This is a genomic window from Sphingorhabdus sp. (assembly GCF_046154385.1).
Taxonomy (GTDB): Bacteria; Pseudomonadota; Alphaproteobacteria; order Sphingomonadales; family Sphingomonadaceae; genus Sphingorhabdus_B.
Map to the genome: position 1 here is coordinate 48,765 of NZ_JBJXFW010000049.1, position 15,150 is coordinate 63,914.

Here is a 15,150-nt window from a genome sequence, read left to right on the forward strand (position 1 = left end):
CTCTTCATGGTAAAGTTGAACAAAATATACACGCGAACAGGCGACGACGGCACCACTGGTCTTGTCGATGGCTCACGCGTTGCCAAATCTGATCCCCGGCTTCACGCCATTGGGGAAATCGATGAAGCCAACAGCGCCTTGGGTTTGGCCATTTATGTGTTGGCGGCCGATGACGGCGCAACGGATCTGGTTGCGGGTCTGCGCCGGATCCAGAACGACCTTTTTGATCTGGGCGCAGATGTTGCCACGCCGGGGCAGACTTTTGAACCGTCCCCGATGGAACTGAGGATTGTATCAGATCAGGTTGACTGGCTTGAATCGGCGATCGACGCCGCCAATGCTCAGCTTTCACCCCTGACGAGTTTTATTCTACCGGGCGGGAGCCACGCCGCCGCCCAAATGCATATGGCGCGAACGATTTCGCGCCGCGCCGAACGTGCGCTGGTCGCTGCGGCCCAATCGGTCAGCATCAACCCGCTCGCCATTCAGTATTTGAACCGCCTTTCCGACTATCTGTTTGTCCTGTGCCGCCTTGTAAACCTAACACGGGGTGGCGATATTCTATGGGTGCCGGGCGGATCGCGGTGACGGGACGTTTAAAGGACCGGTTTTTTGCAACGCGCAAATTAACACTGGATCTGGTCGCTCCGCTTTCGGACGCCGATGCAACGGTTCAGTCCATGCCAGACGCCTCTCCGGCTAAATGGCACTTGGCGCACGTCACGTGGTTTCTGGAAAGCTTCATTCTTCGGGACCATGTCGCAGGATACAAGCCATTTGACGATGATTTCGCTTTTCTTTTCAATAGCTATTATGAAGCGGAAGGTGCGCGTCATTCCAGAACCGCACGTGGATTGATAACGCGCCCCACGCTTGGTCAGATACGGGATTATCGAAATCATGTGGAAACCGCGATTGAAGCGCATTGGCACGCGCTTCCCGAAACCGCATTGACCTTAATTGAACTCGGTATTCAGCATGAACAGCAGCATCAGGAACTGCTGCTGACAGATATTCTACATCTGTTTGCCCAAAACCCGACATGCCCCGCCTATTGGCCCGAAGCTATCTTGCGGCCTGTGTCTGTTGCATCATCCGAAATGGCGTCCTGGATTGCCGGGCCGACCGGACTGTTGGCGATGGGCCATGACGGTTGCGGCTTTGCTTTCGATTGTGAAGGTCCACGTCACGAGATTTTTTTGCAACCTTTCGTGCTTTCGTCACGAACTGTGACCAATGGAGAATGGATGCAGTTTATGAACGATAATGGATATGGCGAGCCTCACCATTGGCTATCGGATGGGTGGTCATGGGTCCAGCAAGCAGGCATTGCCGCGCCTTTATATTGGCAGCAGGATAATGACGGACAGTGGTTATCCTTCGGGTTGGATGGTTTGCGCGGCGTCGACCCGAACGCGCCTGTTACACATATCAGCCTGTATGAAGCAGATGCTTATGCGAGCTGGGCCGGTGCACGTCTTCCGACCGAAGCCGAATGGGAAGTGTTAGCATCAACGGATGCTGCGGACGGCGGGCATCAGCTTGATATGGCAGGTCCGGTGCGCCCAAAGGCAACGGATGACCGCGCATTTTTTGGCAATGTGTGGCAGTGGACAGGCAGCGCGTATCGTCCATATCCCGGTTTTTGCGCCGCCGAAGGTGCTGTCGGCGAATATAACGGAAAGTTCATGAGCGGACAGTTTGTCCTGCGCGGTGGCAGTTGTGCTACGCCCAGAGGTCATGTTCGGGCAAGTTACCGAAACTTCTTTTACCCCAACCAGCGTTGGCAATTCACCGGACTCAGGTTGGCTAAAGATGCCTGAAACCGCGTTGCTTTTGGATGCCGACCCGCAGTTTTTGGCCGATGTCCTCTCGGGCTTGCGCGGTCCACGCCGTGCTATTCCGGCTCGCTGGTTCTATGACGAGCGAGGATCAGAGCTTTTTGACGAAATTACGCGGCTGCCGGAATATTATCCGACGCGCACGGAAACGTCATTGCTCGAAAATTGCCGGGATGAATTTGCAGCGCATATCTCGCAGGGTTCTGCCGTTATAGAATTTGGTGCGGGCAGTGCGACAAAAACCCCTTTATTGTTAGAGGCCATAAATCCTGCAATTTATGTTCCTATCGATATTTCAGGGGATTATCTAAGGAGTTCGGCGTCAACGCTGCAATCGCGCTTTCCGGACTTGAATATTCTGCCGGTCGAAGCTGACTTTACGCAGCCCATGGCTTTGCCCGAAAACATCGAAGCTATGGATCTCGTCGGATTTTTCCCGGGTTCGACAATTGGTAATTTCGTTCCCCGCAGTGGCGTGGATCTGCTTCGACACATGCGCGGCATTTTGGGAGAAGGCGCAAAGCTGGTCATTGGTTTTGACCGGATAAAATCAGAAGATATACTAATACCGGCATATGATGATGCCGCCGGAGTTACGGCTGCGTTCAACCTCAACCTGCTGCATCGCATCAATAGGGAGCTTGATGGTGATATTCCCGTCGACGCATTTTTGCATGAAATAAGGTGGAATGATCAGGAGGCCCGGATCGAAATGCACTTGCGCTGCGGTCGGGATGTGCGTTTTATGGTAGCTGGATTTGAATATTCGATGTGCCAGGGCGACGCTATTCACACCGAAAACAGCCATAAATATGACCTACGCAGCCTGCGGATGCTTCTTCGATCGGGTTGCTGGACATCCATTGCTGAATATTCGGACCCGCAAAACTGGTTTACGGTGGTCCTTGCCGAAGCCACCCCGATTCAAACGGCGCCCTAGGTTCGGTTCTTAGCGTTTGCGGCCGCACGGACCAATGCTGTCGAGAATATAATTATAGTCTGCCTGCACCCTTGCCATATCGCCGCTATCTGCCGTTTCCACCATGTCGGGCGCAATTGACCGGGGCAATTCGCAGGCCAGACGATACCAAAGCAACGTAAATTTGGCCGGCGCTGTTGCCGATTCGTCGATCACCTCGGCCGTCGAAACCGCCCAAAGTTTCATTTCGCCCGGCCGGCTAAGTACGGAAAGCGACAGTGGCTGATCTTTCACCGTTTTCAGGAAAATCTGCGTTTCGCCTTCACCTATTACGGTTCCGGCGCTGTAAAATGCGCTCGTGATACCTGCTATCTTCGCCGGAGCATCCAATTGGACCGCCTCCTTTGTGATGGTTCGGACCAGAATATCGTTCGCAGGGCTCCATTGAATAAGGGCGTTCGGTCGCGATAGCCGTATTTCACCGGGACGGCCGGCAACCGGGCTGCCCAATAAAAACAGCCGTTGTTTTTTCAACTTCGGTATCTTCCCCTTTGCATCTTTAGGAACATCGAGAAGAAATCGCACCCGTGGATTTACGCCTTCCTGTCCGCGAATCAGGGCCAGAATGTCAGCCTCGATCAGCATCCGTTGTAGATTTTCAGGAACGCCAACCGCCTGTTCGGGAGGAATCTTTCGTAAATTTTTAATGTTAGCATCGAGGATTAAGGGAGAAATGACCACCAAATCGGCGACATCAGCATAGCTGGCGGAATCGGCTTGTACCGCAAGCGATGAGGGAACGCCCACATTGGTCTGGGCATTGATAACGCCGCTAAAACCTAGCAAAATGGCGGCAAATGCCGTTTTCAGCACAGTGACTTTCATTCAAATTCCTTTTCGGACACCCGCAATTGTCGCAGCTTTGGTCTATATCTGTTCTGTGCCATAAGAAAGCGCTGTTCATGAATTGCGTATGAATCGCAGAATCCGTGTTGCTAGCCCTGATAGGCTTGGCTAAAGCTTGGAGGAATCGAAGTTAAAAAAATAATGTTTTCGATTTCGCGGGGGTATATCGGGCGCATCTTCAAATAGTGCGGCCATATGCTTTTTTGTTTTGAAGGTAGGAGAGTTGTTTCCGCATGGCATATGCTGATCAAGATGGGATGAGCACGAACCGTTTGGTTTCGGTCATCATTGTTGTCCTTCTTCACGCGTTCCTCGGTTATGCCTTGGTGACTGGCCTCGCTTATGATGCGGTCCTGTCGATCAAGGAGAAAATGACCGTGGTTGATGTGAAAGAAGAAGAGCCACCAGAAGAAGAAGAGCCGCCACCAGAGCCGGAGAAGCAGATCGAGCCTCCCGTGGTGTCGCCGCCACCAATGGTGGTTACCGTTACGCCTCCGCCAACTGTGCGGACCGTCGATACACCGCCGCCTGCCGCCCCGATCGTTCCGACTGCAGCTCCGCCTGCACCGTCGGCACCGCCTCCGCCTCCGCCCGCAGGGCCTACCGCGGCAGCAAAGGCTAAGGGCAATCCGAGCAACTGGGCCAACACGAATGACTACCCATCACGCGCACTGCAGCAGGAGCGGGAAGGTACAACGGGGTTCCGCGTTACCATTGATACAAATGGCCGTGTGATTGATTGCCAGATTACGCAATCAAGCGGTCATGCGGATCTTGACGCGGCAACATGCACGAACGTCAAGAGACGGGCTCGGTTTGAGCCTGCCGTGCAGAATGGCCAACCGGTTCAAGGTAGCTATTCGAACCGTGTCCGGTGGCAAATTCCAAAGTAATTTTCAAAGCTCGGCAAGGGGGAGCCTTCGCGCCGGGTATTTTGCTAGCAACTAAAATTTTCTGAGAGGTAGTTAAAATGTCGATTTTGTTTTTGACCGCGGCCGGTGCCGCAAACGCAGAGGCCGCTGCCCAGTTTGGCCTCATCCCCGCCCTTAAAGAAGGTGGACCGATCTCCATCGCAATTTTCTCGGTCATGGTTATCATGTCCGTATTCTCCTTCTACATCATGTTCACAAAATTGTTCGAGCAACAAAAAGTGCTAAATCAGGCCAAGCAAGTGCGTGCGCAATTCTGGCGTGCTGCTACTTTGGAAGAAGGCGCTGCCAAACTTGAAAAGGACAGCGCATTCCGTCAAGTCGTCGACGACGGTATTTCGGCCCAAAAGCAGCATAGCCTTTTGACTGACCCGGTCGAAGCACATGACTGGCTGCACGGCGCGATGGCCCGTTCGGAAGAAGCGATCAACAACAAGCTTGCAGGTGGCTTGCCATTCTTGGCAACCGTTGGCGCGACGGCACCGTTTGTGGGTCTGCTCGGCACGGTTATCGGTATTTATTCGGCGCTGATTAAAATCGGTATCGCTGGTCAGGCCGACATCGGCAAGATCGCTGGTCCTGTTGGTGAAGCCTTGATCATGACCGCAATTGGTCTGTTTGTTGCTGTGCCTGCCGTTCTCGCTTACAACTGGCTGCAAGCTCGTAATAAATCGATCGCCCGTAGCCTTTCGACATTCTCGAACGATGTGCTTGGTTACATCTCTTCGGGCGGTGCTTTGAAACCAGCCGCTCCTGCTGCACCGATGCAAGCTGGCAAGCCTGCTGCTGGCGCAGTCAAGAAGTAAGATTGGGTGAGGGCTGTGCTACGGCGCAGCCCGTTTGCCGGTTTTACCGGCTCTCGATTTTGACCCAATTTAGTTAGAGAGGATTGGCCAATGGCAATCAGTTCAGGAGGCGGCGGCAATGAAACGCCAATGTCTGACATCAACACGACGCCACTTGTGGACGTTATGCTGGTGCTCCTCATCGTGTTCCTTATCGCAATTCCGGTCGCCATTCAGACGGTGAAGATGGATATTCCGGTCGTGAAGTTCGAACCTACAAAAGCAAAACGTGAAAACGTGTTGCTGTCGGTGACGACCACCGACGCGGGTGGGCGCGATCCAGGTGACCCCGCTTATGAGGGTGCTAACCCGAATGGCGAATGCCGCATTTACTGGAACGTCACACCGGTAGATTCGACCGAGTTGGTAGATCGTGCTGCAGAGCATTTGAAAAACGAATTCGAAAAGCTGGGTGGTAAAGCTGCCGCCGACGCTGGCTTGATCGAACCGGACATGCTGCCCGAGGCGCATATTCGTGGTGATATCAACACACCTTATCGGTGCATCGGTGGTGCAATTTACACCATGCAGATGGCGGGTTTTGCGCGTGTTGGCTTCATTTCATCGCCGTTCGAAAATGCGAATGTGCAGTAATAATATTAAGGAGCAATCATCATGGCAATGAGTGGCGGTAAAGATGATGGCGAGCCGATGATGGAAATGAACACGACGCCGTTGATCGACGTCATGCTCGTTCTTCTCATCATGCTTATGATCACCATCCCCCCGGTTTCGCACGCCGTAAACATTGACCTTCCGGTCAACGATCCTAATGCGCTTCCACCGGAAATTCCGATCGATCCGGTGATCAACAAGATCATCATTCTTCCGGACAGCACGATTCAGTGGAATGGCACGCCGGTAACATTGCAGCAGATGGAACAGTTTCTGGTCCGGACGACTTCGATGAATCCGGAGCCCGAGCTTCAGTTCCAGCCCGCGCCGACGGCACCTTATGACACGGTGGATAAAGCCTTGGTTGCGGTGAAGCGGAGCGGAATTACCAAATTCGGTTTTGTCGGCAACGAACAATATCGCGTCTTTGGCAAGGCAGCGCGCGAGGGCCGGTAGCCCTCCGTTCTAAAGCATAATCGACACAGAAGGGCGGTACCGAAAGGTGCCGCCTTTTTCGTTGGTGGGCATAGGCAAATTAATGTCGGTGAACCAACCCCAATATCCGATTTGCAGCGCAAAGGGGGTGCGTGACCGATGCAGGGTCGGATCAGAATGCCGGGCTGTTACAGAGGGTCCGCAGAGTAAGATATCTACAGGTTCAAAGAACAAGTGACATTATCAGGCCGAAATGCGCTGTTCCAAATCAAATCCTACTTTGCAAGCAGTCGTAAGCGAAAGCGCAAAAAAGGCCCGGCGGTCCCCCAACCACCGGGCCTTCAGCTATGATCGGATGCGTTCGATCAGTAGCTGTAATACATGTCGAACTCGACCGGCGAAGGCGTCATTTCCCAACGGGCAACGTCTTCCATCTTGAGGTCGATATAGGAGTCAATCTGATCCTTTGTGAACACATCACCCTTGAGCAGATAGTCATGGTCAGCCGCGAGGCATTCCAACGCTTCACGCAATGATCCGCAAACGGTCGGAACTTCCGCAAGCTCTGCTGGTGGCAGGTCATACAGGTTCTTGTCCATGGCTTCGCCTGGGTGGATCTTGTTCTGGATGCCGTCGAGGCCAGCCATGAACAAAGCCGCATAAGCGAGATAGGGGTTGGCCATCGCGTCGGGGAAGCGCACTTCAACGCGCTTGGCCTTTGCGCCTGCGCCATAAGGAATGCGGCATGATGCCGAACGGTTGCGCGCCGAATAAGCGAGCAGAACGGGTGCTTCATAACCCGGGACCAAACGCTTGTAGCTGTTGGTCGTCGGGTTGGTGAAAGCATTTACCGACTTTGCATGCTTGATAATGCCACCGATGAAATAGAGGCACATTTCCGATAGACCGGCATAACCGTCACCTGCAAACAATGGCGTCTTGCCGTTCCAGATCGACAGGTGGGTGTGCATACCCGAACCATTGTCTTCCTTGATCGGCTTCGGCATGAACGTCGCGGTCTTGCCATAGGCATGGGCTACCTGATGCACGACATATTTGTAAATCTGCATCCGGTCGGCGGTTTGCGTCAGTGTGCCGAAGGTCAGGCCAAGCTCATGCTGCGCGGCTGCCACTTCATGGTGGTGCTTGTCACACGGCAGGCCCATTTCGAGCATGGTCGAAACCATCTCGCCACGGATATCCATGCAGCTGTCAACAGGAGCGACAGGGAAGTAACCACCCTTGGCGCGCGGCCGATGACCCATGTTACCACTGTCATATTTGGTGCCGCTGTTGGTCGGAAGTTCGATATCGTCGATCTTGTAATAAGACGTGTTGTAGCTGTTTTCGAAGCGCACATCGTCGAACATGAAGAATTCGGCTTCAGGACCGACATAGACGGTGTCGCCAATGCCTGTGGTCTTCAGATAGGCTTCGGCGCGCTTCGCGGTTGAACGCGGGTCGCGGCTGTAAAGCTCGCCAGTCGACGGCTCGACGATGTCGCAGAAGATAACGAGCATCGGTGTCGCTGAAAATGGGTCGACATAAACCGCATCGAGATCAGGCTTTAGGATCATGTCAGATTCATTGATCGCCTTCCAGCCTTCGATCGAAGAGCCATCAAACATCAAACCATCTTCGAGCTCGTCTTCGCCGATAACACCCGAGCACATGGTCAGATGCTGCCATTTGCCCTTTGGATCGGTAAAGCGGACATCAACCCACTCGATCTCTTCATCCTTGATACGCTTGATAATATCTTTGGCGCTCGTGCCCATGATGATTTCCTTCTTTGACTTGTCTTTCTTGGATGGCTTTGACTTTTTAGACGGCATCGTTGTCGCGCTCGCCGGTACGGATGCGAAGTGCGGTTTCGACAGGGATGACGAAAATCTTGCCGTCGCCAATGCGGCCTGTCTGGGCGGCGGCGGCGATGGCTTCGACCACGCGGTCAGCCAATCCATCTTCAACCACAACTTCCAATTTCACCTTGGGTAAAAAGTCGACAACATATTCGGCACCACGATAGAGTTCCGTGTGGCCTTTCTGGCGGCCAAAGCCCTTGGCTTCGGTGACCGTAATTCCCGACACGCCGACCTCGTGCAAAGCTTCTTTCACTTCGTCGAGTTTGAATGGCTTGATGATCGCTTCGATCTTTTTCATGGTTTTCCCCTGTATGGCGCGGCGATTTCGGAAATCCGCGCTCTCGGATTATGACATTTCTTTATCAAGTATCGTGCCAGTTGAAATACGCGAATTTGCGGGATTTGCAGGGTAATTCGGCGGGTTTCTCTGCTTAAAAAATAGGCAATTGTGTGATTTGTGGGCAGCATGTTTTTTGGGTCGAACTGCGTTTGTTGACTCGGCTGAAGCTTCGGAACGAAAAAAGGGGTGTTGGTCGGGCGCGAAAAAGCCGCCCTTTCCGTGGAGGAAAGAGCGGCTTTTCTATTTCATTGCGCCGGTTCGCCTTTGGCTTCCTGCCGCCTTTGGGAGGAGGAGAGAGGGCGGCAGGTGCACGTTAGCGCACCGGCACAATATTCAAGCGGTGCTTACGCAGCCTTCTTGAAAAACTCGGTCGTTGCCGCGATGCGGTTCGAAATTGGCTGGAACATGTCGCTTACCAACTTGACCATTGCTTCGGTGTTCTTCGAACCCTGGGCAACTGCAGTGTCAAAGCCCTTGCGAGCCAATTCACCTTGCAACTTGACGAAATCGGTTGGCGACTTGACTGCGGTCAATTCCTTGACGGCAACCTGTACTTCTTCGAAGTTCTTCTTGGCATAATCCATGTTGGTTTTGCCCATGTCCTGAGCGCCCTTGGCAACAATCTTGCCGGCTTCGATCATGGCTTCAACATTGGCCTTGTTGAATTCAACGGCATCAGCAGCCATCTTCTTGCCTTTTTCAGCAGCTTCGGTTGCCTTTTCACGGATGTCTGCGAAGAATTCAGTCGCTTTTTCAGTGGTAGCTTTAACGGTATCGGTCATTTTTGTTACTCCTTGAGCAATCGGGGTTGTTTCAACAGAAACGATCTTTGTAACCAAAGTCTCGGGCTTGGCTGCCGCAACCGGTGCAGGCTTTTCAGCTTGAACCTTAGCAGCAACAGGAGCAACTTTGGCAGGCGTAGCTTTTGGAGCCGCGGGTTTCGCAGGTTTGGAAGTCACGGGGGTAGTTGCCTTGCTGGCCATAATGGGCACCATTTCTGTTGTGTTGCACTGCACAATAATGAGTCGCGTGCGCTATGTCAACAAAAAATGTTGCACTGCACAATAATGGGAAATGGGGGTCAAAGATAAGGGGACAGTCCCTGGAGGGACAGTCCCCGTTGTTGCGCTATCCGGGGACTGTCCCTCCAGGGACTGTCCCTAACAGCTCGGAATAAAATTATGCCGCCAAAGTCAGCTTTTCAAACCGGTCGAAATGGTAATCGGCGGAACCGAACTGGCCTTCGATCATTGTGGCGCGTTTGAAATAATGGCCGATCGCCAGTTCCTGCGTTATGCCGATACCGCCATGCGTCTGGATGGCGTTCTGGCCAACAAAATTGGCGGCCCGCGATACCTTTGCCTTGCAGGCGGATACCGCCGCCATGCGTTCTGCGGCAGGCAATTCGAGCTTCAATGTCGCCATGGTCGTCATGGATTTGCTCTGTTCAACTTCCATGAACATATCGACCATGCGGTGCTGCAGCACCTGGAAGCGCGAGATGGGTTGGCCAAACTGGTTCCGCTGGCGCGCATATTCCAGCGTGCCCTGATGCAGCTTGAATGTGACGCCGCAGGCTTCGGCGCAGACCGATACCGTTGCTTCGTCGACAATCTGTTCGATCAGCGGAAGGCCAGCACCTTCGCCACCGAGCAGAGCGTCGCCGGGGATGGCGACATTTTCGAAATAGACTTCGGATGCCTGGAAACCGTCCACCGTCGGATAATCGCGGCGCACAATTCCGGGCAGATTGGCGTCGATCAGGAACAGCGAAACGCCAGCGGCTTCGCTGCCCGATCCGCCGGTGCGGGCGGTCACCAGCAGGTGGCTCGCCCAAGGTGCAGCATAAACCACGCCCTTATGGCCGTTCAGAGCATAGCCTGCGCCATCCTTCTTGGCGGTGGTCCGCAAATTGGCGAGATTATAGCGGCCCTGCGGTTCGGCATAGGCAAAGGCAATCACGACGTTGCCGCCAATGATTTCGGGAATAACCGCATCGGCAATAGCGCCACCGACCGCTTTCAGCGCACCGCCGCCCAGAACGACCGTCTGCAAATAGGGTTCGATCGCAATGACCTTGCCCAATTCTTCCATGATCAGTGCGTTTTCGAGATGTCCGCCACCCAGACCGCCATGATCTTCGCTAAAGGAAGCGCCCAACATGCCCAGATCCTGCGCGAGCGCCTTCCAGATTCCGGCATCGCGTCCCGTGGCGCTGGCAATCATCTTGCCGCGGCTGTCGAAATCATAGGTGTCGGCCAGAAACCGGCTGAGTGTCTCGCGGATCATATCCTGCGTTTCGGTGTAGCTGAAATCCATTACCTCGCCTCTCTTACAGCTTATTTTGTCATTCCCGCGAATGCGGGAATCCATGATCTGACCGGTGTGCTTGCCCCGAGACCTCAGGCCATGGACCCCCGATCAGGTCGGGGGTGACAAAGTTTTTTGATTTAGATGTTTACTTAAATCCCCAACACCATCTTGGCGATGATGTTCCGCTGGATCTCGTTCGATCCGCCGTAAATCGTCGTCTTGCGCGTGTTGAAATAGGTCGGCGCCGCGCGGTGTGCGTAATCGGGGCCGATGGGGTGTTCATTGTCGCCTTCGCCAAATCCGCGGAAATAGGGCGCGCCATAATGGCCAACTGCTTCCAGCGCGAGTTCGGTGATACGCTGCTGGATTTCCGAACCCTTGATCTTCAGCAAGCTTGATTCAGGACCAGGGCCTTTGCCCGCGGCTTCACCAGCGAGGCTGCGCAATTCGGTGAATTCCAGCGCGGTCAGGTCGATTTCAAGCTCCGAAATCTTGCGCTTGAAAAAGGCATTGGCCAGCAATGGCTTGTCGCCGTCCATTTCGGTTCGGGCGATCTGCTTGATCTTTTCAACGCCGCGCTTTGAACGGGCAACAGCCGCAATGCCGGTGCGTTCATGGGCGAGCAGGAATTTGGCGCAGGTCCAACCCTTATTCTCTTCATAAATACGCTGATCGACGGGAACGCGGACGTCTTCGAGCCAGACTTCATTGACTTCATGTTCGCCGCCCAGCGTGATGATCGGGCGGACGGTGACGCCCGGCGATTTCATGTCGATTAACAGGAAGCTGATGCCTTCCTGCTGCTTCGCATCGGGATCGGTGCGAACAAGGAAGAAGCCCCAGTCGGCATGCTGCGCCATGGTGGTCCAGGTTTTCTGGCCATTGACGACATAGTGGTCGCCATCACGCACAGCTTTTGTGCGCAGCGAAGCAAGGTCGGAACCGGAGCCGGGTTCGGAATAACCCTGACACCACCAGTCATCGCCCGACAGGATGCCGGGAAGGAAGCGTGCCTTTTGCTCGGGCGTGCCGAAGGTGTAGATAACAGGGCCAACCATCGACAGGCCAAAGGGCATGGTGCCGACACAATCGGCAGCCGCCAGTTCTTCGGACCAGATGAAACGCTGCGTCGCGGTCCAGCCGGTGCCGCCATATTCGACCGGCCATGCAGGGGCGATCCAGCCTTTTTTCGCAAGTATGCGGTGCCAGGACAGGAAATCTTCTTTCGAAAGATCATGGCCTTCATCCTGCACGGAGCGCAGGTTTTCGGGGTAATTTTCGGCGATGAAGCTACGTACTTCCTGCTGGAAGGCGATTTCTTCGGGACTGAATTCCAATTGCATGGCGACTCTCCTCTGAAGCGTGTGAGCGTTGTTACCGAACGTTTACGTAAACGTCAACTTGTCGTTTGCGGAAAACATCGTTTTTTGTTCGCTTTTCGGATTGCGCTTTGCATTCAAAAACGGGCAGGGATATAGGTACCGCAAAGGGGTCGCACCACATTTTCTGTTTTTGGGCACAACACAGGATTGCCCGTACCGGAGGGAAAGCGATGCGACTTATTATTTCCACTTTATTGGCGGGTGCCATGCTGACAACAGCGGTTCCTGCACTCGCAAAAGAAGACAAGTCTTCGGCCAAAAAGGCGCAGGACAAGAATATGACCGAAATTCCGGTCTGCACCCGCAAGTTGGGCACCGTCGCTATAACCGAACCGGAAACGCAATGGTGGAACGAACTGGGGCTGTCCAACCCGGAAGCGGTCATCAAATTCTTTGTTCAAAAATCGGGCTGCTTTTCACTTGTTGATCGCGGCGGCGGCCTTGCTGCCCGTGCGGTCGAGCGCGCCCTGGGCGATTCCGGCGAATTGCAGCGTGGGTCGAATATCGGTAAACGGCAGGTCAAGGCAGCTGATTATGTGATCGTGCGTGACATCATCAGCCGTAACAGCAATTCGGGCGGCAGCGGCATCGCGGGCGGTTTGGCAGGGGCATTGGGCGGCCGGTTTATCGGCGGCCTGGTCGGCGGGCTAAAGGTTTCCAAAAAGGAAGCCAGCGTATCGCTCTCGGTTGTCAATGTCCGCACCACCGAAATTGAGGCATTGTCCGAAGGCTATTATCGCAAATCCGACGTCAGCTGGGGTGCAGGCGGCGGCGCATGGTGGGGCGGCGGCCTCGCCGGTGCAGGCGGCGGCAGCTATCAGAACAGCGATATCGGTCAGGTGATCGTGCTCGCCTATCTCGACGCATACAAGAAAATGGTCGGAGAACTGGGCGGCCTTCCGGTAAACGCCAGCGCGGCGGCACCCAAGGCGGAGTGAGCTAAGTGGGGACAGTCCCCAAGGGGACAGGCCCCGGGGTTGCATTATATGGGGACTGTCCCCCCCAGGGGACTGTCCCCAACGCTTCAGCCGTCCTCAACGCGCCTTCACATAACTGCCCGGCGCGGATTCCAGCGCCTTTAGCGTACCTTTGCCGGGCACGCGCGCGCCTTTCACGGCGACCGTTTTGTCGCTGCCCTGTTTCAGCCACGTTAGCCAATCGGGCCACCAGCTTCCTTTGGTCTCCGTCGCGCCTTCAATAAATTCTGCCAGCGTCGCGGTATCTTTTTCGTTGGCCCAATATTGGTATTTTTGCAGGACCGGCGGATTGACTACGCCTGCGATATGCCCGCTGCCAGCCAATATAAACCGGATTGGTCCGGAAAAATGATCCTTCAATTTCCAGACGCTTTCCACAGGCGCAATATGGTCTTCGCGGCCAGCCTGGATATAGGTTGGCGTATTGACTTTGGTCAGATCTATCGGCGTATCCAATGCCGATAGCGCGCCTGGAACCACCAGCTTATTGTCGCGGTACAGGTCGCACAAATACTCACGGTGCCATTTTGCGGGCAGGTTGGTGACATCGCCATTCCAGTGCAGCAGGTCGAAAGCCGGATATTCCTCACCCAGCAAATAATTTTTGACAACCGTCGACCAGATCAGATCCTTGCCGCGCAGCATGTTAAAGGTGAGAGCGAGAAAACGCCCGTCAAGATAGCCCTGCGGCGCGGCCAAAGCTTCGATCATTTTGAGCTGATGTTCGTCAATGAAATTGAGCAATTCGCCACTTTGGCTGAAATCGACCTGCGCCGTGAAGAAGGTCGCGCTTTTGACCTTCGCTGCTTCACCGTTCGCCGACAGAATGGCCAGCGTTGCTGCCAAAGTGGTGCCGGCGACGCAATAGCCGATGGCATGGACATCGTCGACGCTCAGGCCCGCACGGACCGTGTCGATGGCGTCAATTTGCGCCGCAATGTAATCGTCCCAAACGACATCCGTCATCGAACTGTCGGCGGATTTCCAGGAAACGACGAATACCGTTATGCCTTGGTCAACACACCATTTGATAAAGCTTTTCTCCGCCGTCAGGTCAAGGATGTAGAAACGGTTGATCCACGGCGGGAATATGATGAGCGGGGTTTCCAGAACCTTTGGGGTGGCCGGTTCATATTGCAGCAACTGGTATAATGGCGTCTGGTGCACGACCTTGCCGGGCGTTGCCGCAATATTTTCGCCGAGGCGGAACGCATTCGGGTCGGTGTGGGTCAATTGGCCGCGCTGCATATCGTGCATCAAATGCTGCATGCCGGACATCAGGCTGGCGCCTTTTGTCTCAACCGCTTTTTCGAGCGCAACAGGGTTGGTAAAAGGCGAATTGGCGGGGCTCATCGCTTCAACCACGGTACGGATCGCAAAACCGATTTTTGCTTTTTCGGCCTGAGGAATGTTGTCAAGCTGTTCGGCAGCACCCATCATATAATCGGACATCACTTGATAACCCTGACGGACAAGGTCGAATACCGGATGCTCCCATTGGGGCCCCGAAAAACGGTGGTCTTTTGGATCTATTTTATCGCGCCCGGCCTTTGCCAAAGGTGCGAGCACCTCGCCCCAGGCGTCCAGCGCCTTTTGATAGGCGGTCAACGGATCGGTGGACACCATGCCGGTTCCGTCTATCATTTTGGTGAATTGCTCGGGGTCCATGAAGGGCGGGATATGTGATGAATCGACCATGTCACTTGCATAACTATTGCAACGCATTTGTCGATGCCTCCTTTTATTGTGCGGCGCAGCATGGACATTGCAGCAAAAAGAGCGC

Annotated in this window: 15 protein-coding genes; 8 read left to right on the top strand and 7 right to left on the bottom strand. The window is 54.3% G+C overall.

Annotation, left to right across the window (positions count from 1 at the left end; translation table 11 throughout):
* Nucleotides 1–6: 6 nt before the first annotated feature.
* From ACKVOS_RS10980 to egtD, 3 genes are read left to right on the top strand one after another with little or no spacing between them, the layout of a single operon-like run.
* Complete coding sequence (locus ACKVOS_RS10980; protein WP_409212045.1) at nt 7–588, top strand: cob(I)yrinic acid a,c-diamide adenosyltransferase; 582 nt, start codon at nt 7–9, stop codon at nt 586–588.
* Nucleotides 564–1,823, top strand: a complete 1,260-nt coding sequence (egtB, locus tag ACKVOS_RS10985) for an ergothioneine biosynthesis protein EgtB (RefSeq protein ID WP_409212046.1) — start codon at nt 564–566, stop codon at nt 1,821–1,823. Before ACKVOS_RS10980 ends, egtB begins: the two co-directional genes overlap by 25 nt.
* On the top strand, nt 1,816–2,781 hold the full coding sequence (egtD, locus tag ACKVOS_RS10990) for an L-histidine N(alpha)-methyltransferase (protein ID WP_409212047.1): 966 nt from the start codon (nt 1,816–1,818) through the stop codon (nt 2,779–2,781). The genes egtB and egtD overlap by 8 nt, the downstream gene beginning before the upstream one ends.
* A 9-nt stretch (nt 2,782–2,790) precedes the next feature.
* On the opposite strand, the gene ACKVOS_RS10995 is transcribed toward egtD, so the two are convergent.
* Nucleotides 2,791–3,645, bottom strand: coding sequence for a hypothetical protein (locus ACKVOS_RS10995; protein ID WP_409212048.1), 855 nt, complete (start codon nt 3,643–3,645; stop codon nt 2,791–2,793).
* Between the two features lie 254 nt (nt 3,646–3,899).
* Between ACKVOS_RS10995 and ACKVOS_RS11000 the strand changes: the two genes are divergently transcribed.
* The 4 genes from ACKVOS_RS11000 to ACKVOS_RS11015 all read left to right on the top strand — a co-directional run bounded on the left by ACKVOS_RS11000 (nt 3,900) and on the right by ACKVOS_RS11015 (nt 6,511).
* On the top strand, nt 3,900–4,559 hold the full coding sequence (locus ACKVOS_RS11000) for an energy transducer TonB (RefSeq protein WP_409212049.1): 660 nt from the start codon (nt 3,900–3,902) through the stop codon (nt 4,557–4,559).
* Nucleotides 4,560–4,636: 77 nt separating this feature from the next.
* Nucleotides 4,637–5,401 carry a MotA/TolQ/ExbB proton channel family protein gene (locus ACKVOS_RS11005; RefSeq protein ID WP_409212050.1) on the top strand — a complete coding sequence of 255 codons (765 nt, stop codon included), beginning with the start codon at nt 4,637–4,639 and terminating at the stop codon, nt 5,399–5,401.
* 90 nt (nt 5,402–5,491) lie between these two features.
* A complete protein-coding gene (locus ACKVOS_RS11010; RefSeq protein ID WP_409212051.1) occupies nt 5,492–6,034 on the top strand; it encodes an ExbD/TolR family protein in 543 nt (180 codons plus the stop codon).
* A 21-nt stretch (nt 6,035–6,055) separates the two neighbouring features.
* Nucleotides 6,056–6,511, top strand: coding sequence for an ExbD/TolR family protein (locus ACKVOS_RS11015; protein WP_409212052.1), 456 nt, complete (start codon nt 6,056–6,058; stop codon nt 6,509–6,511).
* 344 nt (nt 6,512–6,855) lie between these two features.
* On the opposite strand, the gene glnA is transcribed toward ACKVOS_RS11015, so the two are convergent.
* The 5 genes from glnA to ACKVOS_RS11040 form a co-directional block, all read right to left on the bottom strand.
* On the bottom strand, nt 6,856–8,268 hold the full coding sequence (gene glnA / locus ACKVOS_RS11020; protein ID WP_409212053.1) for a type I glutamate--ammonia ligase: 1,413 nt from the start codon (nt 8,266–8,268) through the stop codon (nt 6,856–6,858).
* A gap of 46 nt (nt 8,269–8,314) precedes the next feature.
* Nucleotides 8,315–8,653 (bottom strand): P-II family nitrogen regulator, encoded by a 339-nt coding sequence (locus ACKVOS_RS11025; RefSeq protein WP_125231011.1) that lies wholly within the window; start codon nt 8,651–8,653, stop codon nt 8,315–8,317.
* A 386-nt stretch (nt 8,654–9,039) separates the two neighbouring features.
* Complete coding sequence (locus ACKVOS_RS11030) at nt 9,040–9,654, bottom strand: phasin family protein (protein WP_409212054.1); 615 nt, start codon at nt 9,652–9,654, stop codon at nt 9,040–9,042.
* Between the two features lie 220 nt (nt 9,655–9,874).
* Nucleotides 9,875–11,014, bottom strand: coding sequence for an acyl-CoA dehydrogenase family protein (locus tag ACKVOS_RS11035; protein WP_409212055.1), 1,140 nt, complete (start codon nt 11,012–11,014; stop codon nt 9,875–9,877).
* Between the two features lie 143 nt (nt 11,015–11,157).
* Nucleotides 11,158–12,351 (bottom strand): acyl-CoA dehydrogenase family protein, encoded by a 1,194-nt coding sequence (locus ACKVOS_RS11040; RefSeq protein WP_409212056.1) that lies wholly within the window; start codon nt 12,349–12,351, stop codon nt 11,158–11,160.
* A gap of 209 nt (nt 12,352–12,560) precedes the next feature.
* Between ACKVOS_RS11040 and ACKVOS_RS11045 the strand changes: the two genes are divergently transcribed.
* A complete protein-coding gene (locus tag ACKVOS_RS11045; protein WP_409212057.1) occupies nt 12,561–13,328 on the top strand; it encodes a CsgG/HfaB family protein in 768 nt (255 codons plus the stop codon).
* A 96-nt stretch (nt 13,329–13,424) separates the two neighbouring features.
* On the opposite strand, the gene ACKVOS_RS11050 is transcribed toward ACKVOS_RS11045, so the two are convergent.
* Nucleotides 13,425–15,092, bottom strand: a complete 1,668-nt coding sequence (locus ACKVOS_RS11050) for a PHA/PHB synthase family protein (RefSeq protein WP_409212058.1) — start codon at nt 15,090–15,092, stop codon at nt 13,425–13,427.
* Nucleotides 15,093–15,150: the final 58 nt, after the last annotated feature.

Bases quoted from the DNA above. Each gene is read 5' to 3' on its own strand.
- ACKVOS_RS10980 (WP_409212045.1), top strand. From the start codon at position 7: ATGGTAAAGTTGAACAAAATATACACGCGAACAGGCGACGACGGCACC.
- egtB (WP_409212046.1), top strand. From the start codon at position 564: ATGGGTGCCGGGCGGATCGCGGTGACGGGACGTTTAAAGGACCGGTTT.
- egtD (WP_409212047.1), top strand. From the start codon at position 1,816: ATGCCTGAAACCGCGTTGCTTTTGGATGCCGACCCGCAGTTTTTGGCC.
- ACKVOS_RS10995 (WP_409212048.1), bottom strand. From the start codon at position 3,645: ATGAAAGTCACTGTGCTGAAAACGGCATTTGCCGCCATTTTGCTAGGT.
- ACKVOS_RS11000 (WP_409212049.1), top strand. From the start codon at position 3,900: ATGGCATATGCTGATCAAGATGGGATGAGCACGAACCGTTTGGTTTCG.
- ACKVOS_RS11005 (WP_409212050.1), top strand. From the start codon at position 4,637: ATGTCGATTTTGTTTTTGACCGCGGCCGGTGCCGCAAACGCAGAGGCC.
- ACKVOS_RS11010 (WP_409212051.1), top strand. From the start codon at position 5,492: ATGGCAATCAGTTCAGGAGGCGGCGGCAATGAAACGCCAATGTCTGAC.
- ACKVOS_RS11015 (WP_409212052.1), top strand. From the start codon at position 6,056: ATGGCAATGAGTGGCGGTAAAGATGATGGCGAGCCGATGATGGAAATG.
- glnA (WP_409212053.1), bottom strand. From the start codon at position 8,268: ATGGGCACGAGCGCCAAAGATATTATCAAGCGTATCAAGGATGAAGAG.
- ACKVOS_RS11025 (WP_125231011.1), bottom strand. From the start codon at position 8,653: ATGAAAAAGATCGAAGCGATCATCAAGCCATTCAAACTCGACGAAGTG.
- ACKVOS_RS11035 (WP_409212055.1), bottom strand. From the start codon at position 11,014: ATGGATTTCAGCTACACCGAAACGCAGGATATGATCCGCGAGACACTC.
- ACKVOS_RS11040 (WP_409212056.1), bottom strand. From the start codon at position 12,351: ATGCAATTGGAATTCAGTCCCGAAGAAATCGCCTTCCAGCAGGAAGTA.
- ACKVOS_RS11045 (WP_409212057.1), top strand. From the start codon at position 12,561: ATGCGACTTATTATTTCCACTTTATTGGCGGGTGCCATGCTGACAACA.
- ACKVOS_RS11050 (WP_409212058.1), bottom strand. From the start codon at position 15,092: ATGCGTTGCAATAGTTATGCAAGTGACATGGTCGATTCATCACATATC.